Annotated in this window: 24 protein-coding genes and 1 riboswitch; of the genes, 17 read left to right on the forward strand and 7 right to left on the reverse strand. The window is 67.8% G+C overall.

The window, feature by feature from the left end:
* Positions 1-537: 537 nt before the first annotated feature.
* The 6 genes from Q9R17_RS09390 to Q9R17_RS09415 all read left to right on the forward strand — a co-directional run bounded on the left by Q9R17_RS09390 (position 538) and on the right by Q9R17_RS09415 (position 7027).
* Entirely contained in the window at positions 538-2922 is a 2385-nt protein-coding gene (locus tag Q9R17_RS09390; RefSeq protein ID WP_308158145.1) for a ribonucleoside-diphosphate reductase subunit alpha, read from the forward strand.
* A 224-nt stretch (positions 2923-3146) separates the two neighbouring features.
* Positions 3147-3293 carry a hypothetical protein gene (locus Q9R17_RS09395; RefSeq protein ID WP_308158146.1) on the forward strand — a complete coding sequence of 49 codons (147 nt, stop codon included), beginning with the start codon at positions 3147-3149 and terminating at the stop codon, positions 3291-3293.
* Positions 3294-3355: 62 nt separating this feature from the next.
* Positions 3356-4375 (forward strand): ribonucleotide-diphosphate reductase subunit beta, encoded by a 1020-nt coding sequence (locus tag Q9R17_RS09400; protein WP_308158147.1) that lies wholly within the window; start codon positions 3356-3358, stop codon positions 4373-4375.
* 153 nt (positions 4376-4528) lie between these two features.
* Positions 4529-4930 carry an acyl-CoA thioesterase gene (locus tag Q9R17_RS09405; RefSeq protein WP_308158148.1) on the forward strand — a complete coding sequence of 134 codons (402 nt, stop codon included), beginning with the start codon at positions 4529-4531 and terminating at the stop codon, positions 4928-4930.
* Between the two features lie 42 nt (positions 4931-4972).
* Positions 4973-5776, forward strand: coding sequence for an NAD-dependent protein deacetylase (locus Q9R17_RS09410; protein ID WP_308158149.1), 804 nt, complete (start codon positions 4973-4975; stop codon positions 5774-5776).
* 150 nt (positions 5777-5926) lie between these two features.
* Positions 5927-7027: an NADH:flavin oxidoreductase/NADH oxidase gene (locus Q9R17_RS09415; protein WP_308158150.1), complete on the forward strand. Its 1101-nt coding sequence runs from the start codon at positions 5927-5929 to the stop codon at positions 7025-7027.
* Positions 7028-7033: 6 nt separating this feature from the next.
* Here Q9R17_RS09415 and Q9R17_RS09420 read toward each other — a convergent pair whose 3' ends face one another.
* Positions 7034-7942, reverse strand: coding sequence for a LysR family transcriptional regulator (locus Q9R17_RS09420; RefSeq protein ID WP_308158151.1), 909 nt, complete (start codon positions 7940-7942; stop codon positions 7034-7036).
* Between the two features lie 122 nt (positions 7943-8064).
* Here Q9R17_RS09420 and Q9R17_RS09425 point away from each other — a divergent pair, with 122 nt between their 5' ends.
* Together Q9R17_RS09425 and purU are read left to right on the forward strand one after the other, a co-directional pair.
* Entirely contained in the window at positions 8065-8319 is a 255-nt protein-coding gene (locus Q9R17_RS09425; protein ID WP_308158152.1) for a DUF2798 domain-containing protein, read from the forward strand.
* A gap of 60 nt (positions 8320-8379) precedes the next feature.
* A complete protein-coding gene (purU, locus tag Q9R17_RS09430) occupies positions 8380-9231 on the forward strand; it encodes a formyltetrahydrofolate deformylase (RefSeq protein ID WP_308158153.1) in 852 nt (283 codons plus the stop codon).
* Positions 9232-9287: 56 nt separating this feature from the next.
* Here the strand turns inward: purU and pncA are convergent, their stop codons facing one another.
* Positions 9288-9914: a bifunctional nicotinamidase/pyrazinamidase gene (pncA, locus tag Q9R17_RS09435; protein WP_308158154.1), complete on the reverse strand. Its 627-nt coding sequence runs from the start codon at positions 9912-9914 to the stop codon at positions 9288-9290.
* A gap of 55 nt (positions 9915-9969) precedes the next feature.
* Complete coding sequence (locus Q9R17_RS09440; protein ID WP_308158155.1) at positions 9970-10641, reverse strand: epoxyqueuosine reductase QueH; 672 nt, start codon at positions 10639-10641, stop codon at positions 9970-9972.
* Positions 10642-10812: 171 nt separating this feature from the next.
* Positions 10813-11040, reverse strand: a riboswitch (cobalamin riboswitch).
* A 92-nt stretch (positions 11041-11132) separates the two neighbouring features.
* Here Q9R17_RS09440 and Q9R17_RS09445 point away from each other — a divergent pair.
* Both Q9R17_RS09445 and Q9R17_RS09450 read left to right on the forward strand, forming a co-directional pair.
* The gene (locus tag Q9R17_RS09445; RefSeq protein ID WP_308158156.1) at positions 11133-12086 is read left to right on the forward strand and encodes an aspartyl protease family protein; all 954 of its coding nucleotides are present in this window, start codon (positions 11133-11135) and stop codon (positions 12084-12086) included.
* Positions 12087-12401: 315 nt separating this feature from the next.
* Positions 12402-14249 carry a patatin-like phospholipase family protein gene (locus Q9R17_RS09450; protein WP_308158157.1) on the forward strand — a complete coding sequence of 616 codons (1848 nt, stop codon included), beginning with the start codon at positions 12402-12404 and terminating at the stop codon, positions 14247-14249.
* 73 nt (positions 14250-14322) lie between these two features.
* Here the strand turns inward: Q9R17_RS09450 and Q9R17_RS09455 are convergent, their stop codons facing one another.
* Together Q9R17_RS09455 and Q9R17_RS09460 are read right to left on the reverse strand one after the other, a co-directional pair.
* Positions 14323-15276 (reverse strand): DUF1028 domain-containing protein, encoded by a 954-nt coding sequence (locus tag Q9R17_RS09455; protein ID WP_308158158.1) that lies wholly within the window; start codon positions 15274-15276, stop codon positions 14323-14325.
* Positions 15277-15618: 342 nt separating this feature from the next.
* Positions 15619-16989 (reverse strand): short-chain fatty acyl-CoA regulator family protein, encoded by a 1371-nt coding sequence (locus tag Q9R17_RS09460; RefSeq protein ID WP_308158159.1) that lies wholly within the window; start codon positions 16987-16989, stop codon positions 15619-15621.
* Between the two features lie 114 nt (positions 16990-17103).
* Between Q9R17_RS09460 and Q9R17_RS09465 the strand changes: the two genes are divergently transcribed.
* Genes Q9R17_RS09465 through mmsB form a run of 5 tightly spaced genes read left to right on the forward strand, consistent with a single transcriptional unit; the run spans position 17104 to position 22642 of the window.
* Complete coding sequence (locus tag Q9R17_RS09465) at positions 17104-18609, forward strand: CoA-acylating methylmalonate-semialdehyde dehydrogenase (RefSeq protein WP_308158160.1); 1506 nt, start codon at positions 17104-17106, stop codon at positions 18607-18609.
* 13 nt (positions 18610-18622) lie between these two features.
* Positions 18623-19789, forward strand: a complete 1167-nt coding sequence (locus Q9R17_RS09470) for an acyl-CoA dehydrogenase family protein (RefSeq protein WP_308158161.1) — start codon at positions 18623-18625, stop codon at positions 19787-19789.
* Entirely contained in the window at positions 19786-20583 is a 798-nt protein-coding gene (locus Q9R17_RS09475; protein ID WP_308158162.1) for an enoyl-CoA hydratase, read from the forward strand. The genes Q9R17_RS09470 and Q9R17_RS09475 overlap by 4 nt, the downstream gene beginning before the upstream one ends.
* On the forward strand, positions 20580-21755 hold the full coding sequence (locus tag Q9R17_RS09480) for an enoyl-CoA hydratase/isomerase family protein (protein WP_308158163.1): 1176 nt from the start codon (positions 20580-20582) through the stop codon (positions 21753-21755). The genes Q9R17_RS09475 and Q9R17_RS09480 overlap by 4 nt, the downstream gene beginning before the upstream one ends.
* Positions 21752-22642, forward strand: a complete 891-nt coding sequence (gene mmsB, locus Q9R17_RS09485; protein WP_308158164.1) for a 3-hydroxyisobutyrate dehydrogenase — start codon at positions 21752-21754, stop codon at positions 22640-22642. The genes Q9R17_RS09480 and mmsB overlap by 4 nt, the downstream gene beginning before the upstream one ends.
* Positions 22643-22777: 135 nt before the next feature.
* Here mmsB and Q9R17_RS09490 read toward each other — a convergent pair whose 3' ends face one another.
* Positions 22778-23203 carry an organic hydroperoxide resistance protein gene (locus tag Q9R17_RS09490; RefSeq protein WP_308158165.1) on the reverse strand — a complete coding sequence of 142 codons (426 nt, stop codon included), beginning with the start codon at positions 23201-23203 and terminating at the stop codon, positions 22778-22780.
* 124 nt (positions 23204-23327) lie between these two features.
* Positions 23328-24290, reverse strand: coding sequence for a cation transporter (locus Q9R17_RS09495; RefSeq protein WP_308158166.1), 963 nt, complete (start codon positions 24288-24290; stop codon positions 23328-23330).
* A gap of 338 nt (positions 24291-24628) precedes the next feature.
* Between Q9R17_RS09495 and Q9R17_RS09500 the strand changes: the two genes are divergently transcribed.
* Positions 24629-25141, forward strand: a complete 513-nt coding sequence (locus tag Q9R17_RS09500) for a head-tail connector protein (RefSeq protein ID WP_308158167.1) — start codon at positions 24629-24631, stop codon at positions 25139-25141.
* Complete coding sequence (locus tag Q9R17_RS09505) at positions 25138-25488, forward strand: head-tail adaptor protein (RefSeq protein ID WP_308158168.1); 351 nt, start codon at positions 25138-25140, stop codon at positions 25486-25488. The genes Q9R17_RS09500 and Q9R17_RS09505 overlap by 4 nt, the downstream gene beginning before the upstream one ends.
* Positions 25489-25500: the final 12 nt, after the last annotated feature.

The raw sequence follows: 25500 nt of genomic DNA on the forward strand, positions 1-25500 counted from the left end.
GGGGCATTCCTTGCGGGGGCAGGCCACCAGCATCCACGCCCGCGCGCGGGCCGTCACCGGCCGGAAGTCACACGGGCCCGCCCCTGGGGCGTCCATCCACCGGCTGCCCACCACCTATCCACAGGGTTGTCCCTGGCCAGTTTCGTCACGGTCATGTGAAGCTGTCATTGTTCCGTTTTCGCGGCGCGTTGTACCACCGCCGTGACGTGTTCCGGGCTTGACTGCGCAGCCCGTTCCGGCAGGTCCGAAGCGTCCAATCGCGCCGTTGATGGCATGATCCTTGCGCTGCAAGGGATTACCAAATTTCACTACATTTGGCGTTGACGGGCACCTGGACCCCCACTATCTTGTGGCCGTCGGTCGCAGCGACCCCAAGTGACGGGTCCAGGGCAGTACCTTCCCGCGACCGCCACCGGCAGCGGCTGGCGCAGGGTCTCATTCCCTGCGACGCCGTCCTGCCATCCTGGGCTGTCATGTCCCGGGCCGCGCTACCCGATGCACCGTGCACCCCCCAAATCACGCCAAGAGGACACCGCCGTGACCACCGAATCCAGCGCCACCATCGATAAGGAAAGCGAGTTCCTGCTGACCTCGCCGCCGACGGCCAACGCGATGAGCGTGACCAAGCGCAATGGCACGACCGAACTGGTGGACCTGAACAAGATCGTGCGCGCGGTGCAGCGTTCCTCCGAAGGCCTGCACGCCGTCGATCCGATGCGCGTGGCCACCCGCACCATCTCCGGCCTGTACAACGGCGCCACCACCCGCGAACTGGACGAACTGTCCATCCGCACCGCCGCCCTGCTGATCGGTGAAGAACCCGAATACGGCCGCCTGGCCGCGCGCCTGCTGGCCAACTACATCGCCAAGGAAGTGTCCGGCCAGGAAATCTACGCCTTCTCGCAGTCGGTCAGCCGTGGCCACGAAGTAGGCCTGATCAACGACCGCCTGCTGAACTTCGTGCAGACCAACGCGCGCAAGCTCAACGACGCCATCGATATCTCGCTGGACCTGCACTTCGACTACTTCGGCCTGCGTACCCTGTACGACCGCTACCTGCTGCGCCACCCGCACACCCGCAAGGTGATCGAGACCCCGCAGCAGTTCTTCCTGCGCATCGCCAGCGCGCTGAGCGAGGACGTGTCCGAGACCCTGGCGCTGTACAAGCGCATGGGCAACCTGGACTACCTGCCGTCCAGCCCGACCCTGTTCAATTCCGGCACCACCCACGAGCAGCTGTCCTCGTGCTTCCTGCTGGATTCGCCGCAGGATTCGCTGGAATCGATCTACTCCAAGTACGGCGACATCGCCCAGCTGTCCAAGTTCTCCGGCGGCATCGGCGTGAGCTACACCCGCGTGCGTTCGCGCGGCTCGCTGATCAAGTCCACCAACGGCCATTCCAACGGCATCGTGCCGTGGCTGAAGACCATGGATTCGTCCGTGGCCGCGGTGAACCAGGGTGGCAAGCGCAAGGGCGCGGCCTGCGTGTACCTGGAAACCTGGCACGCCGACGTCGAGGACTTCCTCGAACTGCGCGACAACACCGGTGACGAAGCCCGCCGCACGCACAACCTGAACCTGGCCAACTGGGTGCCGGACCTGTTCATGAAGCGCGTGGAAGCCGACCAGGAATGGTCGCTGTTCGACCCGCGCGTGGTGCCCGAATTCACCGACCTGTACGGCGAAGCCTTCGAGGCCGCCTACCTGCAGGCCGAAGCCCAGGGCAAGGCCAACCGCACCATCTCCGCGCGCAAGCTGTATGCCCGCATGATGCGTACGCTGGCCGAGACCGGCAACGGCTGGATGACCTTCAAGGACAAGTGCAACCGCGCCAGCAACCAGACCCTGCGTCCGGGCAACGTGATCCACCTGTCCAACCTGTGCACCGAAATCCTGGAAGTCACTTCCAACGATGAAACCGCGGTGTGCAACCTGGGTTCGATCAACCTGGGCAACCACTTCGACGAGCACAACGAGTTCGATTTCGAGAAGCTGGCCGAGACCGTGCGCCTGGCCGTGCGCCAGCTCGACCGCGTGATCGACCTGAACTTCTACCCGATCGAAACCGCCCGCCGCGCCAACCTGCGCTGGCGTCCGGTCGGCCTGGGCTGCATGGGCCTGCAGGACGTGTTCTTCCGCAAGCGCCTGCCGTTCGACAGCGCCGAAGCCCGCGCCCTGTCGAAGAAGATCGCCGAAACGATCTACTTCCACGCGCTGGAAACCTCGGTGGAACTGGCCCAGGAACGCGGCAAGCACCCCTCGTTCAACGACACCCGTGCCGCCAGCGGCGAACTGCAGTTCGACGCCTGGAACGTGGTGCCGGAAGACACCGCGCGCTGGGATGCCCTGCGTGCCCGCATCAAGGAGCATGGCCTGCGCAACTCGCTGATGATCGCCATCGCCCCGACCGCGACCATCGCGTCGATCGCCGGCTGCTACGAGTGCGTCGAACCGCAGGTGTCCAACCTGTTCAAGCGTGAAACTCTGTCCGGCGACTTCCTGCAGGTCAACCGCTACCTGGTGGGTGAACTGAAGAAGCTGGGCCTGTGGACGCCGGAAATGCGCGACACCATCAAGCTGGCCGAAGGCTCGGTGCAGGGCGTCAGCCAGATTCCCGAAGCGCTGCGCCAGGTCTACCGCACCGCGTGGGAACTGCCGATGCGCGCGCTGATCGACATGGCGGCCGAGCGCGGTGCCTTCATCGACCAGTCCGCTTCGCTCAACCTGTTCATGGAAAGCCCGAACATCGGCGCGATGTCCTCCATGTACATGTACGCCTGGAAGCAGGGCATCAAGACCACCTACTACCTGCGCTCGCGCCCGGCCACCAAGATCGCCAAGACCACGGTGAGCACCTACACCCCGGCCGAGGCCGTGGCCTGCTCGCTGGAAAACCCGGAAGCCTGCGAGGCTTGCCAGTAAAAACCAAAAAAAAGGGACCAAGCGGCAAACTTGGTCCCTTTTACCTGAGATCAAAACTAAGCAACTGCAAGGACGTCGCGTTGCTTAGTCTTTTCCCACCAGGCACTTCGTTGAGGAAGTTTGGTGATTATTACTCCCCTTGACGGCAAATCATAGGGGCGTTTTTGGAAAAGTTTGTAGTGACGTTCGAATTCATGTGTCTAAACGACACTTAGGAGCCGACAATGTCTACTACCAACGGTAGCCAGGACAGCGACGACGACTTTGAAACCATCTTCACGGCGTTCATCACCCTGAAGAATGGGCAGCGAATTTTCGCTGCATCCAAGGGTCTCAAAGCTTTCGCAATTCGCGTCCGCAAGCGCAAATAAGCTTGCATAAGCGTGGGCTGGAACTCCAGCCCACGCAATTTTTCTCAGGAGAATCTTTCCCCATGGCCGACACGCCCAAGCAGATGCTGCTCGATCCCGGTTTTGAACTGACCCTGCGCCCGATGCGCTACCCGCAGTTCTATGACATGTACCGGAACGCGATCAAGAACACCTGGACGGTGGAAGAGATCAACTTCCAGATCGACATCACCGACCTGCACAGCAAGATGTCGCCGGGTGAGCGCCACCTGATCCACCGCCTGGTCGCGTTCTTCGCCACCGGCGATTCGATCGTGTCCAACAACCTGGTGCTGAACCTGTACCAGCACCTCAACGCGCCCGAAGCGCGCATGTACCTGTCGCGCCAGCTGTACGAAGAAGCGCTGCACGTGCAGTTCTACCTGACCCTGCTGGACAACTACCTGCCGGACCCGGAAGAGCGCGTCAAGGCGTTCGCCGCGGTGGAAAACATCGACTCGATCAAGAAGAAGGCCGATTTCTGCTTCAAGTGGATCGACTCGATCCAGGACCTGAAGCGCATCGAGACCCGTGCCGAGCGCCGCCAGTTCCTGCTCAACCAGATCTGCTTCGCCGCCTGCATCGAAGGCCTGTTCTTCTTCGCCGCCTTCGCCTACGTGTACTACTTCCGTTCGCGCGGCCTGCTGCCGGGCCTGGCCTCGGGCACCAACTGGGTGTTCCGCGACGAGAGCGCGCACATGGACTTCGCCTTCGAATCGGTGCGCGTGGTGCGTGAGGAAGAGCCGGACCTGTTCGATGATGAAATGAAGCAGCAGGTCTATGACATGCTGGCCGAAGCGATCGAATGCGAAGTGCAGTTCGCCGAGGACGTGCTGTCCGGCGGCGTGGCCGGCATTTCCACCCGCGACATGCGCCAGTACCTGCAGCACTGCGCCGACCAGCACTTCGCCAAGCTGGGCATGGAAAAGAAGTACAACGTGCGCAACCCGCTGCCGTTCATGGAACTGCAGGACGTGCAGGAACTGACCAACTTCTTCGAGCGTCGCGTCTCGGCCTACCAGGTCGGCGTGCAGGGCGAAGTGGCCTTCGACATGAACTTCTGACCGGACCGGTCAGCGGTACCGCGAAAACCCCGGCCCCGGCCGGGGTTTTTGTTTGCCCGGTGCCGGGAGGGCAGGGCCGACAGCCGCCTTGACGGCCGCCATTCACGGCCCTGCCGTAAAATCGCAGCCCTCCCCACACCCTGGCCCCACGCCATGACCCCCATCCCCGACACCGTGCCGCCGATCGAAGTGCGCATGGCCGAAATCGTCTTCCCCAACCACACCAACCACCTGGGCACGCTGTTCGGCGGCCAGGCACTGGCCTGGATGGACAAGGCGGCCTTCCTGGCCGCCGCCCGCTATTCGCGCCGCACCGTGGTCACCGCGCGCAGCGACCAGGTCGATTTCAAGCTGCCGATCCGCGTCGGCGACATGGTGGAAACCGTGGGCCGCATCGTCGAAGTCGGCCGCAGTTCGATGAAGGTCGAGGTCGAGCTGATCGCCGAGGACCTGCACAGCGGCGAGCGCAAGCTGTGCACGCGCGGCCACTTCGTGATGATCGCGCTGGATGCCGATGGCCACCCCATTGCCGTGCCGGCGCTGCCGGCGGCCTGAACCTGGCTTGCGGGGGCGCACCTGCGCCCCCATCTGCCTGCCATGACCCCGCCGCTGACCGACTTCATCGACCGCGCCCAGCGCCTGTTCGTGCTGACCGGCGCTGGCTGCAGCACCGCCTCGGGCATTCCCGATTACCGCGATACCGACGGCCAGTGGAAGCGCACCCCGCCGGTGACCTACCAGGCCTTCATGGGCGAGGTGGCCACCCGCCAGCGCTACTGGGCGCGCAGCCTGCTGGGCTGGCCGCGCTTCGGCCTGGCCCGGCCCAACGGTACCCACCAGGCGCTGGCGGCGCTGGAAGCCCGCGGCACGCTGGAGCTGCTGCTGACCCAGAACGTGGACGGCCTGCACCAGCGCGCGGGCAGCCAGAACGTGATCGACCTGCATGGCCGCCTGGACCAGGTGCGCTGCATGGGCTGCGAGCGCCGCAGCGAGCGCGAAGCGTTCCAGCAGCGCCTGCGCGAGGCCAATCCGGGCTGGGACGCGCTGGAGGCGGGCATCGCTCCGGATGGCGACGCCGACCTGGAGACCGATTTCTCGGCGTTCGTGGTGCCCGATTGCCCGCAGTGTGGGGGCCTGCTGAAACCGGATGTGGTGTTCTTCGGCGAGAACGTGCCACGCGAGCGCGTCGCGCGCGTGCACGACCACCTGCAGCGCGCCGATGCCGTGCTGGTGGTCGGCTCTTCGCTGATGGTCTATTCCGGTTTCCGCTTCGTACAGGCCGCCGCGAAGGCAGGCCTGCCGGTGGCTGCGCTGAACCGGGGCCGCACCCGCGCCGATGACCTGCTGCAGTTCAAGGACGAGCGCGACTGCGCCGACGCCCTGGCGGGCTGGGTGGCGTGATCGCCCGCCCGCTCCTTGGCTCGCCAGCCCCATCCCCTCCAGGCCATCACCGCATCGCCCGCCGCGAAACAGCGATCCACCCGAAGGGTTGATCCGGCGGCGTGACAGCGCTGCAATACGCTCCCCCTTTCCCCTGCCGCCGTCGCTACCGTGAGCCAGCTGTTTTCACCGCTTTCCCTGGGTCCGCTGACCCTGCCCAACCGCATCGTCATTCCACCCATGTGCCAGTACTCGGCCGAAGACGGCCGTGCCAACGACTGGCATGCCATGCACCTGGGCAACCTGGCGCAGTCCGGTGCCGGGCTGTTGATCCTGGAAGCCACTGCGGTCGAGCCGCGCGGGCGCATCAGCTGGGCCGATCTGGGCCTGTGGGATGACGCCACCGAAGCGGCGTTGGCACAGGTGGTGACCAGCGTGCGGCGCTGGTCGCCGATGCCGCTGGGCATCCAGCTGGGCCATGCCGGGCGCAAGGCATCCAGCGCGCGGCCGTGGGAGGGCGGCGGCCAGATTCCCGCCGATGATGCCCGTGGCTGGCCGGTGGTGGCGCCCTCGCCGCGGCCGTTCCATGCCGGTGACCCGGCGCCGCAGGTGCTGGATGAAGCGGATATCGCCGGCATCGTCGCCGCCTTCGTTGCCAGCGCGGTGCGCGCCGAACGCCTGGGCTTCGACCTGATCGAGATCCACGGTGCGCACGGCTACCTGCTGCACCAGTTCCTGTCGCCGCTGAGCAACCAGCGCACCGATGGCTATGGCGGCTCGCTGCCCAACCGCCTGCGCCTGCTGGTGGAAGTGTTCGACGCGGTGCGTGAAGCGGTGTCGGACCGGATCGCCGTGGGCGTGCGCCTTTCGGCCAGCGACTGGGTCGAGGGCGGCTGGGATGTCACCCAGAGCGAGGCGCTGGCGCAGATCCTGGAGGCGCGAGGCTGCAACTTCCTGCACGTCTCCAGTGCCGGCCTCGACGAACGGCAGAAGATCGCCGTCGGTCCGGGTTACCAGGTGCCGTTCGCGCAGGCGATCAAGGCCAAGGTGCGCATGCCGGTCATCGCGGTGGGCCTGATCACCGAGCCGGAACAGGCCGAATCGATCCTGCGCCACAACCAGGCCGATGCCGTGGCCCTGGCCCGGGCCATGCTCTACGACCCGCGCTGGCCGTGGCATGCCGCCGCCGCACTGGGCGACAGCGTGGTGCCGTCACCGCAGTACCTGCGCTGCGAACCGCGCGGCGTGCGCAACCTGTTCGTGCCGCGCTGAGCCTGCTCAGACCCGCCAGGCCGGTGGCAGGCCGGCCTGCAGGTGGGCATGCAGCGCACGGATGCGTGCGGTGAAGTCGCGGCGGTCGCTCACGCAGAAGAACACCTCCATCGGTGCCAGCCGCCCGCGCGGGTCATCGGTGAGCAGCGCCTGCAGGCGGCCATCGCGCAGGTAGGGCTCGGCCACGAATGCCGCCAGCCGGGTGATGCCACCCCCGGCGGCGGCCAGTTCGGCCAGCGCGTCGATGTCATCGCAGACCATGCCCGGCTGCATCGCCGCGTCGATGCGCCGGGTCGTGTCCTCCAGCAGCCATGGCAGCGGCCGGCCATCGGTAGGGAAGCGGTAGCGCAGTGCAGGGTGGCGGGCGAGCTGGGCAACGCTGGCCGGCGTGCCGGCGGCCAGATAGGACGGCGCCGCACACAGCACGAACGGCACCCGCGCCAGCGGCCGCGCCACCAGGCGATCGTCCAGCTGCTCGCCGATGCGGATGCTCACATCCACCGCCTCCTGGGCATGGCGCACCGCGTGGTCGGACAGGCTCAGTTCCAGCTGCAGCTGCGGGTAGCGCTGCTGCAGCGCCGGCAGCAGGGGCGCCAGCACATGCCGCCCGAAGGCGCGGCTGCAGGCGATGCGCAGCGGCCCGGCCGGCGCGATGTCACCGGTGGTGACCGCGGCCTCGGCCCGCGCCAGGTCGCCTTCGATATGCCGCACCTGCGCCAGGTACAGCGCCCCGGCCTCGCTGAGCGCGAGCTGGCGCGTGCTGCGGTTGAACAGGCGCACGCCCAGGTGTGTTTCCAGGCGGGTGATGTTCTGCCCCACCGCCGTGGCACTGATGCCCAGCGTGCGCGCGGCGGCCGCGATGCTGCCGGCCTCGGCGGTGCGGGTGAAACTGCGGATCAGCTGCAACAGGTTCATGACCTCCCAGCTTGCCATGGAAGCCCCCAAGCGTGGCTTGGGACTGGCCGAAGCCTGGCAGCGCTGTGCACGCGGCGCCGGCCGGCTAGGCTGCGGCCGCTCCATGCTTCACGCGTCCGCACATGCCCCCTGCCTCCCCCCGTCGTTGGAAGCTGCACGCCCGCAGCACGCCGTTCGTGTTCGCTTTCTTCATGGCCAGCCTGATGGCGTTGCTGATGTGCCTGGTGATCACCGCCGCCAACGCCGGCCTCGGCGCCGGCTACGCTGCCCGGGTGCTGGCCGCCTACCAGCTGGCCATGCCGGTGGCATTCTGCGGCGTGCTGCTGGTGCGCCCACTGGTACTGCGCCTGGTGGCGTTGACCGTGCACCCGCACTGAGCATCGGTTGCATCTGAGAGCATTGCGCCAATGGCGAGGGCGCTGCCCTACACTCGGGCGATGCGCCCTGATTCCATCCTCACCCTGTCCTGCCCCGACCGTACCGGCATCGTCTATCGCGTATCCGGGCTGTTGTTCGACCACGGCTGCAACATCCTCGATGCCCAGCAGTTCGGCGATGAGGAGAGTGGCCGCTTCTTCCTGCGTGTCCACTTCGACCGCGACGCCACGCTGCCGCTGGATACCGTGCATGCGGCAATGAGTGGGCTGGCGGCTGATTTCGGCATGGACTGGCAGCTGCACGATGGCCGCCGCCGCGCGCGGCTGCTGGTGCTGGTCAGCAAGCAGGGCCACTGCCTCAATGACCTGCTGTTCCGCGCGCACAGCGGCCAGCTGAAAGTGGACATCGCCGCGGTGGCCTCCAACCATGCCGATTTCGCGCCGCTGGCCGCGTCCTACCAGGTGCCGTTCCACCACCTGCCGGTCAGTGCGGACACGCGCGCGGCGCAGGAACAGCAGATCATCGACCTGGTCGAGCGCGAGCGTATCGACCTGGTGGTGCTGGCGCGCTACATGCAGATCCTGTCGCCCACCCTGTGCCGTGCGCTGGCCGGCAAGGCGATCAACATCCATCACAGCTTCCTGCCCAGCTTCAAGGGTGCGCAGCCGTACCACCAGGCGCACGCGCGCGGGGTCAAGATCATCGGTGCCACCGCGCACTACGTGACCGAGGACCTGGACGAAGGCCCGATCATCGAACAGGACGTGGCGCGCGTGGACCATGCGATGGCGCCGCGCGAACTGGTGCGGCTGGGCAGCGATACCGAATCGCTGGTGCTGGCCCGTGCCGTGCGCCGGCACGTGGAGCACCGCATCCTGCTCAACGGGCATCGCACGGTGGTGTTCCGCTAGCGTGCGTGTCCGGTCACCGCCACAGGCAGCGCCGGGCCATGCCCGGCAGAAGATCGTCAGGCAATACCGATGCCGGCCTTGCCCAGCGCCTCGCGCACCATCGCATCGTTGGCTTCGGTCACCGGGCGGGTCAGCTCCCACAGGAACGTCACGTTGAAGCCCGCCTCGGCGGCATCCTGTGCGCTCCACAGCACGCAGTAGTCGCGCGCCAGCCCACAGACATGGACCTCGCGGATGCCGCGCTCGTGCAGCCAGCCGGCCAGGCCCGTGGCGGGGCGGCTGCCCTCCGGGCCGTGGTTCTCGCGGAACGCGCTGTACGAATCCACCTGCTGGCGGGTGCCCTTGCGCAGCACCAGGTCGGCGGCGTTCCAGTCCACGCCCGGGTGCAGGGCGGCACCGGACGTGCCCTGCACGCAGTGGTCCGGCCACAGCGTCTGCGGCTGGGCGTGCAGCAGGATGGCCTCGAAGGGGCGATGGCCGGGGTGTTGGCTGGCAAAGGAGGCGTGGTTTGCCGGGTGCCAGTCCTGGGTCGCCACCACCGTGGTGTAGCGACGCTGCGCCAGCAGCGCGGCGATCGGTGCCACCAGGGCATCGCCCTGCTCGCAGGCCAGCGCGCCGCCGGGCATGAAATCCGGCTGCAGGTCGATCACCAGCAGGGCGACATCGGCGGGCAGGGCGGTCATGGCAGGTCCGGCAGGGCAGTGGGGGCGACCAGCGTGGCCGCCCCGCTGGCGCAGGTCAATCGCCCTGCGCTGCCTCGTTGTCCTGCCCGTAATACAGCAGGCCGATCTTGATGCGCTCGCGGCCGGTCTCGCGGCGGTGGCGGTTGGCATCGCGCAGCGAGTACACGCAGCCGCAGTATTCCTGCTGGTAGAACTGCTCGCGCTTGCTGATCTCGATCATGCGGCTGGCACCGCCCCCCTTGCGCCAGTTGTAGTCCCAGTACTGCAGGCCTTCATAGCGCGAGGCGGCACGGACACCGCAATCGTTGATCTGCGCCATGTTCTTCCAGCGCGAGATGCCCAGCGAGGAACTGATGGTGTCGTAGCCGTGCTCGTGTGCATACAGCGCGGTGCGCTCGAAACGCATGTCGAAGCACATCGTGCAGCGGATGCCGCGCTCGGGCTCGTTTTCCATGCCACGCGCACGGCTGAACCAGTTGTCGGTGTCGTAGTCGCAGTCGATGAAGGGAATGCCGTGCTGCTCGGCGAAGCGGATGTTCTCCTGCTTGCGCAGCTCGTATTCCTTCACCGGGTGGATGTTGGGGTTGTAGAAGAAGATCGCGTAGTCGATCCCCGAGGCGGTGATGGCTTCCATCACTTCGCCCGAACAGGGCGCGCAGCACGAGTGCAGCAGCAGGCGCTTGCCGTTCTCGGGCAGGCTCAGGGTGGGGCGTTGGAACTCGGTCATGGTCAGGTACCGCAAGGGCTGCCGGCAACGGCGGCGGCCCCTGCATCGGCGGGGAAACAGGTCTGGCCGGATACCGTGAAAAGGGCGCGCGTGGCTGCGTCGCCTGCGCGCGCAGGACAACGACGGCCCCGGCACCCTCCCCACGGAGCGTCCAGGTGAAGTCAGGGGACGGTCGTGTCCCCCGGCCGGGGCTGGTATTCGGGCTGATGGACACGGGCCGCAGCCCACCTACTACCTGCCGCTTCCCAGGCGTGCGCCCAGTGCTGTTGGCAGGATTCGTTTCCATTCACCGCTGCGGGGCAGCTCCGGAATGGGCGCGATGCGCCTTCACCGGATTCCCGTTTAAATCCATCCCTCCGCCGTGGCGACAGGATGGATACCTTCGGCGTGGGCAGGGTGGACCCGTTGGTGGCAATGGTCAAGGTCCGGCGGGCGCAACCGGACCGGACCGTCCGGCATCCATGCTGCAGGACACCCCTGGAGCCCTGTTCATGGACAGCACTGCCGCAACGCCCCCGGACCACCGCACCGGAAATCCCGCTGCCCCGACCCGTGCCAGACACCACTGGCTGTCCGCAGGGGCGATGGGGCTGCTCTGCCTCTCCGGATGGGCCCCTGCAGCACCTTCACCTGGCCCGGCATGTGCACTGGCCACGGCGCCCGGTGAAACCCTCATTGATGTTCCGTTCGAGGGTGTCGATGGACGCATCTACCTGCAGGTACAGGTCAATGACGCGGGCACGTTCCGCTTCGCCGTCGATACCGGCGCGAGCGGCGTGGCGCGTGCCGATGCCCGGCTGGTGCGCGCGCTGCACCTGCCGTCCGGTGACATCGCCGCTCATTCCGACGGCATGCGTACCGCCGATGCCGCCACGGTCCGCGTTGATTCGCTTGCCCTTGGAGACGTGCGCCGCCAGCGGGTAGTGGCAATCACCCGCGACTACAACGCCCGGCAGTCCGCCGCCGCTGCCTTCGATGGCATCCTGGCACGCGATTTCTTCGATGACGGCTTGCTGGTACTCGATTTCCCGCGCAAGCGGCTGCGTTTCCGCCGCGACCTCGGGCTTCTGCCGGAGCAGCCGGGTACGCTGGCCTACACGCGTGCCTTCCGCATTCCCGTGCAGGTCGGCACTGTGGCAGCCGAAGCACAGTTGGATACCGGCGCGAACGTGGCCCTGGTGCTGCCCACGGCACTGTACACGCAGGTGTCCAGCGGCGCCGTCACCCCAGACGACCCACTGACGCTCACTCATGGCCGGATCGAGAGCGGGCGTGCACGGCTGGATGTCCCACTGAGGGTCGGCGGCCTGACGCTGCACGGCCTCGACGTGCGCGTGTCGGATCGCTACCCCGAGGCGGTGATCGGTGCGCACGCCCTGCGGGAATCGGTTGTTCTGATCGACGCCCGCAGCAAGCGTGTGGCGCTCTGTCCGGCGCAGCGTTGATGGGCGTCCTGGCCCGGTCCGCGCCACCCCGCTGGCCTCCAACGGGCGGGTGTCGTATGCAGGCGCTGGTGACGGCGGCCGCGCCGCAGCCTGCGATGAACGTGCGCCGGCGGGTCGTGGCGGTCCCCGCATGAATGTTCGGTGAGACGTGTGCATGGCCCCACGGCAAGCGGCCGGCCGCACATGACCGTGGCCGGGTTCTCAGGCCGTGAGAAGGCTTCGCGTCATACTGCATCCTTGGCGTTGGCAGGCATCGTCTCGGGCACAGTCGGCAGCGGGGGCAGGGCAGTGGCAGACAAGTATTGCGATCTGGTCATGAAAGGCGGCATCACCAGCGGCATCGTGTACCCCAATGCGGTACTGGCGCTGGCCCGGCAATACCGTTTCAAGAGCATCGGCGGCACCTCGGCCGGGGCCATTGCCGCGGCGGTGGCGGCGGCGGCCGCGCTGGGCGACCGCCGTCATCAGGCCGGCCATGCCCTGCCTGATGAGGCCGGCTATGCGGGCCTGGCGGCGGTGTCGGCGCAGCTGTCGCGCCAGGGCTTCATCTATCGGCTGTTCCAGCCGGCGCCCGGCGCCCGGGCGGCCTACCGGCTGCTGGTGATGCTGACCGGCAAGGCGGGCCTGCCACGCAAGCTGCTGTGCCTGGCGGCGGCGGTGTTCACCATCGCGCCGCTGGAAGTGCTGGTATCGCTGGCGCTGCTGCTCGGCCTGGGCTGGTGGGGCGGTGGCTGGGGCGGCATCGCCGCCACCCTGCTGCCCTCGCTGCTGTGCGCCTACGGTGCCGGCGTAGCCGGTGCCCTGCTGCGCGTGGCCCGGGTGGCCCGGCGCAACCTGCTGGGCCTGTGCAGCGGGCTGGGCAGCGATCCGCGCACGCCGGCATTGACCGAGTGGCTGCACGCCTGCCTGCAGCAGCTGTCCGGCAAACCGCTGGATGCCCCCCTGACCTTTGCCGACCTGCACGACGCCCCGCGCTATGCCGACGAGCCGGCCAGCGCGCATGCGATCACCCTGCAGATGATCACTACCTGCGTCTCGCACAACGAGCCGCGCACGCTGCCGCTGGGCAAGTCGCAGTTCTGGTTCCTGCGCGAAGAATTCGAGCGCCTGTTCCCGGCCAGCGTGGTGGCCTGGCTGGTGGCCGAAGCAGGCCCGCCGCTGCAGGTGGACGGGCGCCAGTACTACGCACTGGCCGACGGTGCGCGGTTGCCGGTACTGGTGGCCACCCGCATGAGCCTGAGTTTCCCGCTGCTGATCAGCGCGGTGCCGCTGCATGAACCGGCCCGCCGCGAGCGCCGCTGCGAACCCACGCCGGTGGCCGCCGGTGATGCCGACCACAACGTGGCCGACAGCATGGAAGGGCTGACCAGCGCCGGGCAGGCCTGCGGCCCGGTGATCACCGCATTCCGTGTCTGCTGGTTCTCCGATGGCGGCATCAGCAGCAACTTCCCCATCCACCTGTTCGATGCGGCGTTGCCGCGCTGGCCGACCTTCGCCATCAACCTGGTCTACCCACAGCATGCCGAGCAGGTGCACGAGGCCGACAGCCGGCAGGCACTGGAGCGGTCGGTGTACCTGCCCACCGAGAACCGGCATGGCTGGCAGCGCACCTACCAGGCCATCGCCACGCCGCTGGCAGCGGCGGAACTGTCGCGCTTCCTGTTCGCGGTGGTGGCGACCATGCAGAACTGGCGCGATCTGCTGCAGGCCCGCGCACCGGGTTACCGTGACCGCATCGTGCATGTCTCGCTGCAGGGCGACGAAGGCGGCTTGAACCTGGACATGCCGCAGGAGGTGCTGACCCGCATCGCCGACAAGGGCAGCCTGGCCGGCACGCGCTTCTGCACGTTCTCCTTCGAGAACCACTACTGGATCCGCTGGCGCAACCTGGCCTCGGCCTACCAGCGCTACACGCTGGAGGTGGCGCGCACCGACGATCCGGCGCAGCAGGTGCTGTCCTACAGCGCGGCCTATTCGATGGTGGCGTCCGGCCAGCCTTCGCCGCCGTCCTACAAGCTGGGTTCGGAAGACAAGCGGGTGGCCTCACAGCAGCTGTGGGCGCTGATGGTGGAGCAGGGCCGGACCTGGGATGACCTTGGCCCGGACCTGACCGATGGCGCACCACGGCCGTTGCCGCAGATGAAGGTGACCCCGATCTATTGAGCAGGAGGCATCCACGCATGGCGTGGGCATCCAAGTGATGTAGATCCACGCCATGCGTGGATGCTGCCGGGCCTTACCGCCATGCCTCCACCACCGCATCCCCCTGCAGTGGGGCGTACAGCGGCAAGGCCAGTTCCAGCTTCACCCACCCGGGGTTGAGCGCACGCAGTCCGGCCAGGTACTCGCGTGCGAGTGCAGTATCACCGTGTGCCATCGCCAACCGCGCAGCACGCGCCCAGGTGCGGTCCCAACCGTGGGCCAGCGACAGCGACGTGGCCAATGCAGCGCGCGCACCGGCCACATCGCCCTTCTCCCAGCGCTGCTCGGCGCGGATGATCGCCTCGTTGGACAGCCGCATGTCATACAGCTCGCGCAGCCGTGCCACCGCACGCGGGTCGGCATCCACGCGCAGGTCGGTATCCTGCCAGTCGCCGCCGGGCGTGCGTACCAGCAGCGCGGCCGACCACTGGCCGCTGCGTTGCCCGCCTGCCGCCTGGCCTGCTTCCAGTGCCGCCAGCAGGCGGCCGGCGAGTGTACCGCGCGTGGCAGCGAAGGTGCGCTGCATGGCCTCCAGCACCTCCGGCCCGGCCAGGCCGTTGCCCTGCACGCTCACCTTGCCCTCGCCCAGCGCGCCGGCCCAGCCGGCCTGCTGCGCGGTGGCGCCGGTGTAGTGCGCGTTGCCACCGCGCGCGCTGACCAGCCCGACCTGACGCTCGGCGATCGTGGTGCCATCGAAGTCACCGTCCTCGGCCAGCAGCTGCGCCAGCACCTGTGCCGGCGTGCGGCCCTTGGCCAGCAGCTGCAGCCCCTTCGATCCGTAGGTCGGGTTGGTTTCGAACTGGCTGGCGACCGCACCGACTTTCGCCTCTGCCCACGGCACGCCGACCCCGCCGACGGCCAGGTTGTGGGTGGCCACCGCCACCCCGCAGTCACCCGCATCGTTGCAGGCGGCGATGGAAAAGGTCGCCCACGCAGGGGCGGCGACGGCAGTGAGCAGCAGGGCCAGGCACGGGCGCAGCAGGAACATGGCTTTCTCCAGGACGGGCATCCCGATTGGGATGCAGCGAACGCACGAAAGGTTTAGTAGATCCACGCCCTGCGTGGATGGAGCCCCATCGAAATCGAACATGCATCGAAGCACATCCACGCATGGCGTGGATCTACAACAGATCGCGGAGAACTGTCGAAGGCGGGGTGGGTCCGGTGGCGGGGGTGTCCGCGGCATGGATGCCGCGGCCAAGCCCCCAAGGACGGGTTTACGGCGTCCCCCGCCACCGGACCCACCCCGCCATCCCACGGAATGCAAGCTTTTGCCGTTGCCGTTGCCGTTGCTTTGGCAGGTGCAGGGCGCAGCCCTGCCGAACCAAGCCTACCTTCCCGGCAACTGCGCGAACGCGCGCTGCATGCAGTCCTCGCGCGGGCACACCCGGCAGCCAGGCCCGATCGACACCGAGTTGCCCGGGCTGTGGATGTCCAACCCGCGCGTATATACCAGCCGCTCGGCATGCTGCAGGTCGCAACCCAGTGCCACCGCAAACGTCTTGCGCGGCTGCCCATGCCCGACCGGGCCGCTGCTGACCTGCCGCGCCAGCCAGAAATGGCGGCGGCCATCGGGCATGCGCGCGGTCTGGGTAAGGATGCGGCCCGGCTGGTTGAAGGCTTCATAGACGATCCACAGCGGACAGGAACCACCCACCTGCGAGAAGTGGAAATCCGTGGCCGAGTGGCGCTTGGACACATTGCCCGCCCGGTCCACGCGGATGAAGAAGAACGGCAGGCCCGGCGCGCTGCGCCGCGCCAGCGTGCTCAGGCGGTGGCAGACCGCCTCGAAGCCGACGCCGAACTGGTGTGCCAGCAGCTCGATGTCATAGCCGCTGGCCTCGGCCGCGCGCAGGAAGCGCAGGTAGGGCATCACCAGCGCGCCAGCGAAGTAGTTGGACAGGCCGATGCGGGCCTGGGCGATGCGCGCGTCATCGTCGAAGCCGGTGCGGGCCACCACCGCATCGATCTGCGGCAGGTAGCCGCGCAGGGCCAGTTCGGCGGCCATCTGGAACGCCTGCTGGCCCGGTTCGAGGTAGTCGGGCAGCCACAGGGTGCGGGTGGCGGCGTCGTACTGGCGCTTCTCGCGGCCGGCCTGCAGCGCGGCCACTTCCACCAGCACGCCGTGGCGGTCGGCCAGCAGCTGGCGCAGGCGCGGGGCCACGTGGCCGGGCGACAGCCCCCACTCGCCGAACAGCTGCTCGGCCAGTTCGTCCAGTTCGGGAATGTGGTTGTGCATGCGGTTGAAGAACTCGCGCACCTGGTCACCGGCCGGCAGGCTGCCCGCAGCGGTGCCGGGCTCACCCAGCTGGAACTCCAGCGCGGCGGCGTGTTCGCGCAGGGCGCGGTGGCGGCGGTGCAGGTCCAGCAGGGCGCGGCTGACCTGCGGCAGGTTGCCGGCCAGCGCCCGCAGCTCGGTGGCACTGACGTCGCCCAGGCCCAGGTCGCGCAGCGTCTCCCCCAGCGCTTCCTGCAGCGCGGCGGGCTCATCGTCGTCGAACAGCGGCGAAACATCGCCCAGCACTTCACCCAGTTTCTTCTGCACCGCAGGCGTGAGCGGGCGCTTGTTGCGCTCGATCTGGTTCAGGTAGCTGGCCGAGAGCCCCAGCGCCCGCGCCAGTTCGGCCTGGCTGTAGCCGCGCTGCTCGCGCAGCCGCAGCAGGCGCAGGCCAAGTTGTCGCTGGGTGGCTGAATAATTCACAGAATTAACATGAATCGTCTGGCGTGTTGGCCAGATTAAGCGGATTCAGCCCGGAAATCGAGGTGGGCGCTGTGAATAATGCCAAGCATCTTTCGAGCCCGTGGGATTGTCGTCATGACTGTTGCAGCGCCCCGTATCCGCATGCTGATCGATGGCCAGTTCATCGAATCGGCCACTTCCCACTGGCAGGACGTGGTCAATCCGGCCACCCAGGACGTGCTGGCCAAGGTGCCGTTCGCCACCACCGGCGAAGTGGATGCCGCCGTTGCGGCCGCCAAGGAAGCCTTCAAGACCTGGCGCAAGACCCCGATCGGCACCCGCGCGCGCATCTTCCTGAAGTACCAGCAGCTGATCCGCGAGCACATGAGCGAGCTGGCCCACATCCTCACCGCCGAGCAGGGCAAGACCCTGCCCGACGCCGAAGGCGATGTGTTCCGCGGCCTGGAAGTGGTCGAGCATGCCGCCGCCATCGGCAACCTGCAGCTGGGCGAACTGGCCAACAACGTGGCCAATGGCGTGGACACCTACACCATCATGCAGCCGCTGGGCGTGTGCGCCGGCATCACCCCGTTCAACTTCCCGGCGATGATCCCGCTGTGGATGTTCCCGATGGCGATTGCCACCGGCAACACCTTCATCCTCAAGCCGTCCGAGCAGGACCCGATGGTCACCATGCGCCTGGTCGAACTGGCGCTGGAAGCGGGCATTCCCAAGGGCGTGCTGAACGTCGTCCACGGTGGCGAAGAGGTGGTCAACGCGATCTGCGATCACCCGGACATCAAGGCCGTGTCGTTCGTCGGTTCCACCCGCGTCGGCACCCACGTCTACAACCGCGCCTCGCTGGCCGGCAAGCGCGTGCAGTGCATGATGGGCGCCAAGAACCACGCCGTCGTGCTGCCCGATGCCAACAAGGAACAGACCCTCAACGCGATGGTCGGCGCCGCCTTCGGTGCCGCTGGCCAGCGCTGCATGGCCGCCTCCACCCTGGTACTGGTCGGTGAAGCACGCAACTGGGTGCAGGACCTGGTGAGCAAGGCCAAGACCCTGAAGGTCAGCGGCGGCACCGTATCCGGCACCGATGTCGGCCCGGTCATTTCCTGCGCCGCCCGCGAGCGCGTGGAAGGCCTGATCGCTTCGGGCGTGGAGCAGGGCGCCAAGCTGGTGCTCGACGGCCGCAACCCGCAGGTCGATGGCTTCGAGAAGGGCAACTTCGTCGGCCCGACCATCTTTGCCGGTGTCACCACCGACATGCGCATCTACAGCGAGGAAATCTTCGGGCCGGTGCTGGTCATCCTCGAAGCGGAAACGCTGGAAGACGCCATCGCGATGGTCAACAGCAACCCGAACGGCAACGGCACCGCACTGTTCACCCAGTCCGGCGCGGCCGCGCGCAAGTTCCAGGAAGACATCGACGTCGGCCAGGTGGGCATCAACGTGCCGATCCCGGTGCCGGTGCCGCTGTTCTCCTTCACCGGTTCGCGCGCCTCCAAGCTGGGTGACCTGGGTCCGTACGGCAAGCAGGTGGTGCTGTTCTACACGCAGACCAAGACGGTCACCGCGCGCTGGTTCGATGACGAAACGCTGAGCCACGGCGTCAACACCACGATCAGCCTCAAGTAAGCAGGGAGCCGCCATGAGCCACTCGATGACGACGGAACTGGAAGAAGCGCAGCAGGCCTACCGCGAGGCAGCGCGTGACTTCGCACAGGCCGAACTGGCGCCGCACGCCGCGCGATGGGATGCGGAGGGCATCTTTCCGCGCGAGGCGATCGCCAAGGCCGGTGAACTGGGCTTCTGCGGTCTGTACATGGACCCGGAAGTCGGCGGCAGCGGCCTGAGTCGCCTGGACGCCGCCGTCGTCATCGAGGAGCTCGCCTCGGTCGATCCGTCGACCGCGGCCTACATCAGCATCCACAACATGGCCTCGTGGATGGTGTCCAAGTGGGGCCAGGACAGCCTGCGCGAAGCGTGGGGCCAGGACCTGGCCGCCGGCCTCAAGCTGGCCTCGTACTGCCTGACCGAGCCGGGTGCCGGTTCCGATGCGGCCTCGTTGAAGACCACGGCCGTGCGCGAGGGTGACCACTTTGTGCTGAACGGCGCCAAGGCCTTCATCTCCGGCGCCGGTGCCACCGAGCTGCTGGTGGTGATGGCACGTACCGGTGGCCCCGGTGCCGGAGGTGTCAGTGCCATCGCCGTGCCGTCGGACCTGCCGGGCATCAGCTTCGGCCGCAAGGAAGAGAAGATGGGCTGGAACAGCCAGCCCACCCGGGGCATCACCTTCGAGAACGTCCGCGTGCCGGTCAGCCACCTGCTGGGAGAGGAAGGTGGCGGCTTCAAGCTGGCGATGAAGGGGCTCGACGGCGGCCGCATCAACATCGCCGCCTGCTCGCTGGGCGCCGCGCAGGGTGCACTGGATGCCGCGCGCCGTTACATGGGCGAGCGCCGCCAGTTCGGCAAGGCGCTGGCCGAGTTCCAGGCACTGCAGTTCAAGCTGGCCGACATGGCCATCGAACTGGTCGCCGCCCGGCAGATGGTGCACACCGCCGCGCGCAAGCTCGACGCCGGTGCCAGCGATGCCAACGTGTGGTGCGCGATGGCCAAGCGCTTTGCCACCGATGCCGGTTTCAACGTCTGCAATGAAGCCCTGCAGATCCACGGCGGCTACGGCTACATCCGCGAATACCCGATCGAGCGCCTGCTGCGCGACTGCCGCGTGCACCAGATCCTGGAAGGCACCAACGAGATCATGCGGGTGATCGTTGCCCGTCACCTGCTCAACACCGAAGAGGAACTGCGATGAAGGATTGGCGTACCCAGGAGCACGTGGGCCTGAAGGTCGAGGCCGATGGTCACACCGCCGTGGTCACCCTGCACAACCCGCCGGCGCATACCTGGACCGTGCACAGCCTGTCGGCGCTGCGCGACCTGGTCGGCGCGCTGAACGCAGACCGTGAGATCTACGCACTGGTGATCACCGGTGACGGCGAGAAGTTCTTCTCCGCCGGCGCCGACCTCAACCAGTTCGCCTCGGGCGACAAGGCCGCCGCACGCGAGGCCGCGCGCCGCTTCGGCGAAGCCTTTGAAGCGCTGTCCGGTTTCCGTGGGGTGTCGATTGCCGCGATCAACGGCTACGCGATGGGCGGCGGCCTGGAATGTGCGCTGGCCTGCGACCTGCGCATCATCGAAGAGCACGCCCAGGTCGCGCTGCCGGAGGCCACCGTCGGCCTGCTGCCGTGCGCCGGTGGCACCCAGAACCTGCCGCGCCTGGTGGGCGAGGGCTGGGCCAAGCGCATGATCCTGCTGGGCGAGCGCATCAACGCCGAGACCGCGCTGCGCATTGGCCTGGCCGAAGAAAAGGTCGGCAAGGGCGAAGCCAAGGCACTGGCACTTGAGTGGGCGGCCAAGGCCGGCAAGCAGAGCCCGACCAGCATCGCCGCCTGCAAGACCCTGGTGCAGTCCACCCGCACCGGTACCCACGCCTCGGCGCTGGTGGCCGAGCGTGAAGCCTTCGTCGATCTGTTCGACACCGCCGACCAGGTCGAGGGCGTGACCGCCTTCCTGGAAAAGCGCGCCGCGCAGTGGAAGAACGCATGACCACCGACACCGCTGCCGACGACGCGCCGGTGCTGTTCGAAGAGCGCGCTGCCAGTAATGGTACGCGCATCGGCATCGCCACCCTCAACGCGCCGCGCACGCTCAACGGTTTCTCGCTGCCGATGGCGCACCTGCTGTTGAAGCAGTTGAGCGCCTGGGCCGACGATGACGGCATCGCGATGGTGGTGCTGCAGGGTGCAGGCGAAAAGGCATTCTGCGCCGGTGGTGACCTGCACAGCCTGTACAAGGCCATGGTCGCCTTCCGCGAGGCCGGCCACCGCGACATCCGCCAGAACGACTACGCTGCCGAGTTCTTCGACGTCGAGTACCGCGTCGATTACCTCATCCACACCTACGCCAAGCCGATCCTGTGCTGGGGCCACGGCATCGTGATGGGCGGCGGCATCGGCCTGATGTCCGGTGCCAGCCACCGCGTGGTCAGCGAGCGTTCCAAGCTGGCCTTCCCGGAAATCACCGTTGGCCTGTTCCCGGATGTCGGCGGCAGCTGGCTGCTGCCGCGCGTGCCGGGCAACGGTGGCCTGTTCCTGGCCCTGACCGGCGCGCTGCTCAACCCGGGCGATGCCATCTACGCGGGCCTGGCCGACGTGCACGTGGCCGAAGAACGTCGCAGCGCGGTGTTCGACGCGTTGCTGCAGGTCGCGTGGTCGGCCGATGCCGCGCACAACCACGAGCGCCTGTCGCACCTGCTGCAGTCCTTTGCCAGCGATGCGCCCACTGGCCCGCTGCTGGCCAACGCCGCCCAGGTGACTGCGTTGTGCGAAGGCGATGACCTCGAGGCGATCGTCGCGCGCATTGCCGCCCTGCAGACCGATGATGCCTGGTTGCAGGCCGCCCAGAAGACCCTCGCCGCCGGTGCCCCCGGTTCGGCGCGTCTGGCCTTCGAGCTGCAGCGCCGCAGTGCCGGCCAGGATCTGGCCAGCGTCTACCGGCTGGAGTACATCGTCGCCCTGCATTGCGCGGCCCATGGCGATTTCGCCGAAGGCATCCGCGCGCTGCTGATCGACAAGGACCGCAACCCGTCGTGGAACCCGGCCTCGTTGGCCGAGGCCAGCGCTGCGTGGGCCGACACCTTCTTCGCTTCCCCCTGGGCCGGCACCGCGCATCCGCTGGCCGACCTGGGCACTCCCCTTGCTGAAAGGAGCCTTGCATGAGCCACATTGCATTCATCGGGTTGGGCAACATGGGTGGCCCGATGGCCGCCAACCTGGTCAGGAACGGCCACACCGTGCGCGTGTTCGATCTGGTCCCGGCCGCGGTGCAGGCCGCCGTCGATGCCGGTGCCAGCGCGGCCGCGTCGGCGCGCGACACCCTGGCCGATGCCGAGGTGGTGATTTCGATGCTGCCCGCCAGCCGCCACGTCGAAGGCGTGTACCTGGGCGATGACGGCATCCTCGCCGCGATTCCAGCCGGTGCCCTGGTCATCGACTGCAGCACCATTGCGCCGGCCAGCGCGCGCAAGGTGTCCGAGGCCGCTGCGGCACGCGGCCTGCAGATGATCGACGCGCCGGTGTCCGGCGGTACCGCCGGTGCCCAGGCCGGCACCCTGACCTTCATCGTCGGTGGCGAAGAGGATGCGCTGGAACGCGCGCGCCCGGTGCTGCAGGCGATGGGCAAGAACATCTTCCACGTCGGTGCCAGCGGTGCCGGCCAGGTCGCCAAGCTGTGCAACAACATGGCGCTGGGCGTGATCATGGCGGTGACCGGTGAAGCCATCGCCCTGGGCGTGGCGCACGGACTGGACCCGAAGGTGCTGTCGCAGATGATGGCCGTCAGCACCGGCCGCAGCTGGGCCACCGAAGTGTGCAACCCGTGGCCGGGCGTGCTGGAAAATGCGCCGGCCTCGCGCGGCTACAGCGGCGGCTTCGGCAGCGACCTGATGCTCAAGGACATGGGGCTGGCGGTGGAGGCGGCGATGGGCGTGGGCGCCTCGATCCCGCTGGGCGAACTGGCCCGCAACCTGTACTCGATGAACCACCAGGCCGGTCGCGGCAAGCTGGATTTCTCCAGCGTGGTGCAGCTCATCGCGAGCGAGAAGTAAGCGAATGCGTCCCCGGCCACGTGCCGGGGCCCACCCGGGGTGGGATGGGCGGATGCCCGGTTTCGGCCGGCATCCGCCCATTTTTTTGGGATCAGCCCCCTGTCGTCATGCAGAAGGGGGCCGACCCCGTCGCCATCAGGCAACGATCAGCGTCACGTCGATGTTGCCGCGGGTGGCGTTGGAGTACGGGCAGACGATGTGGGCCTTCTGCACCAGCTCTTCGACCTGCTCGCGCGGCACGCCCGGCACGGTGATGGTCAGCTCCGCTTCGATGCCGAAACCGGTCGGAATCTGGCCGATGCCCACGCGGCCGGTGACGGTGGTGTCGGCCGGCAGCGCGACCTTGGCCTGGCCGGCCACGAACTTCAGCGCGCCCAGGAAGCAGGCCGAGTAGCCAGCAGCGAACAGCTGTTCCGGGTTGGTGCCCGGGCCGCCGGCGCCGCCCAGCTCGCGCGGGGTCGACAGCTGGATGTCCAGCACGTTGTCGGAGGACACGGCACGGCCTTCGCGGCCGCCGGTTGCAGTGGCCTGGGCGGTGTACAGAACCTTTTCGATGGACATCGGGGTGCTCCTGTCAGAAATGGCCGGGGTGGCCGGTGAGAGATACTTTGCCGGAAGGATCGGTACGAAGGGTGATGTGGCGTCCGTCAAACATGACACATCGTACGGATTGGTGCCGTGGAGGCTAGATCGCCCATTCCCGGTCGGTGGTGAACATGATGGTCAGCCAGCGGTCCGGCGATTCCTCGCCCAGCGCATGGCCGATCGCATCGCGCAGCTGGTCCCACTCGGCCAGTGGCCGTGGCGGGTCATCGGCGCGGACCACGAAGAACAGTTCGATCTGCTGGCCGCGGCCGACCTGCGCGACATAGCTGCGGTGTTCGATGAAGCCATGCTGCTGCACGACCTCGCGCGCGACGGCATCCACATGCGCCTGCAGGTCGGCCGGGGTGACCAGCAGGATGCCGGCCACGGCCTGGCGCACGGTGCCCAGCGGGGCGACCATCACGAACAGGCACACCACCGCCAGGATGGCCGGGTCGATGTACGGCCCGACCCAGGCCAGGTGCGTGCCCTGCACCAGCATGCCGCCGATGAAAGCGACCACGTAGCAGGCGGACATGCTGGCGGCGATGATCCAGTTCTTCGCATCCAGGGCGATGAAGTCCGAACCGATGCGCCTGTTCGCGCGCAGCACGAACAGGCCGAACGCACTTTCGGCCAGCAGCGAGACCACGCCGAAGAGGATCGCCGGCCCCAGCGCGATGTGGCGGCCGCCGGACATCAGGGCATCCACCGCATTGACCAGCGCGTACAGCGCCGCACCGATCATCAGCGTGCCGCTGACCCCCAGCACGATCGGCTCCAGATGCCAGAAACCCATCGTGAAGCGCTGGTTGAGCCGCGACTGCAGGGCATCGGTCTGGGTGGACAGCGCGATCAACCGCGCGACCAGCAGCGACAGCCAGGTCATCACCACATCGATCAGCCCGTAGATGCCATCGAAGATGATCAGCGAGGAATTGGCCAGCAGGCCGAACACCACGCCGGCCAGTGCCACCGCGAGCGAAAAGGCGATGGAAATACGCAGCACGCCCTGTTCGCTGCGCGTATCGAAGAACGGGGGACGGGCAGGGGAAGTGGCCATGGCATGCATTCTAGCCAGCCGCGCCGACACCGCTGTGACCACCGCCCCGCCACCGTCCGGCAGGTCACTTTTCTGGTGACGGTTTGCCGATTGACGGGTGCACACCCGCCGCGTATCTTTTCAACCACGATGACATAGAAGCCTCCGGCGACCCCGGGGGCTTTTTTCGTCAGGGCGTTCCGCCCCTGCCCGTCATCGTGTCCCGCCCCGCCGTCCTGGCAGGGGTTGATCCGTTTCCGCCCCGACCCTGTGCTGCCGCGCCGTCCTGCCGACTGCGCGGGCGGTTGCCGTGCGCGCAGGGCCGGGGCACCTGACATCCACCAACGAAGGAGGGCTCGATGCCCCTGCTGACACTTGAGCAGTGCCGCGTGCACTGCCGTATCGATGGCGACTACGACGACGCGATCCTGGGCGACCTGCTGGCCGCTGCCACGGATGCGGCGTCGGCCTACCTGGGTCGCTCCCTGTTTGATGACCAGACCGCGCTGGACCAGGCGCTGGACCAGTTCCCGCAGGACATGGCGGCGGCGGTGGCCGGGCATGATGCCGCGGTTGCCGCCGCCACGGCCGAAGGCAATGCCGCCAAGGCCAAGGCCATGCGCGATGTGGCCGACCGCCGCCTGGCCGTCGCCACCGCGCGCGGGGCACGCCTGCTGCAGGGCCTGCCGGCCAACGACAGCATCCGCGCAGCGGTGCGCCTGCTGCTGGGCCACCTGTATGCCCATCGCGAAGCGGTGGTCGTGTCCGTGCATGCCCTGCCACCGTCGGCCGGCACCGCGGCCATCGCCGTTGAACTGCCGTTCGGCGCCGCCGCGCTGCTGGATCCCTACCGGCTGGCAGGCACGCCATGAACGCCGGCCACTTCAATCGCCGCATCCGCATCGAGCGCCGCGATGGGCGTGCCGATGCCTGGGGCCAGCCGCTGGAGGCCTGGGTGACCGTGGCCGACCTCTGGGCTGCGGTTGCTGCCGATCCGGCCGATGCCGGGCAGCGGCTGCTGCTGGACAGTGGCCTGCCTGCTTCCATCCGCCGCCAGCGTTTCCAGGTGCGCCTGCCGCCGGCGCGACGGGCGGGCATCACCGTCGGCATGCGCATCGTGCATGACGGCCACACCTTCGACATCACCGGCGTCGCCCCCGACCATGCCCTGGGGCAGACGGCGGTGCTGTTCACCGAGCAGCGGGCCGGCACGGCCTGAGCCGATCGCCAT

Source organism: Stenotrophomonas sp. 24(2023) (genome assembly GCF_030913365.1).
GTDB lineage: Bacteria > Pseudomonadota > Gammaproteobacteria > Xanthomonadales > Xanthomonadaceae > Stenotrophomonas.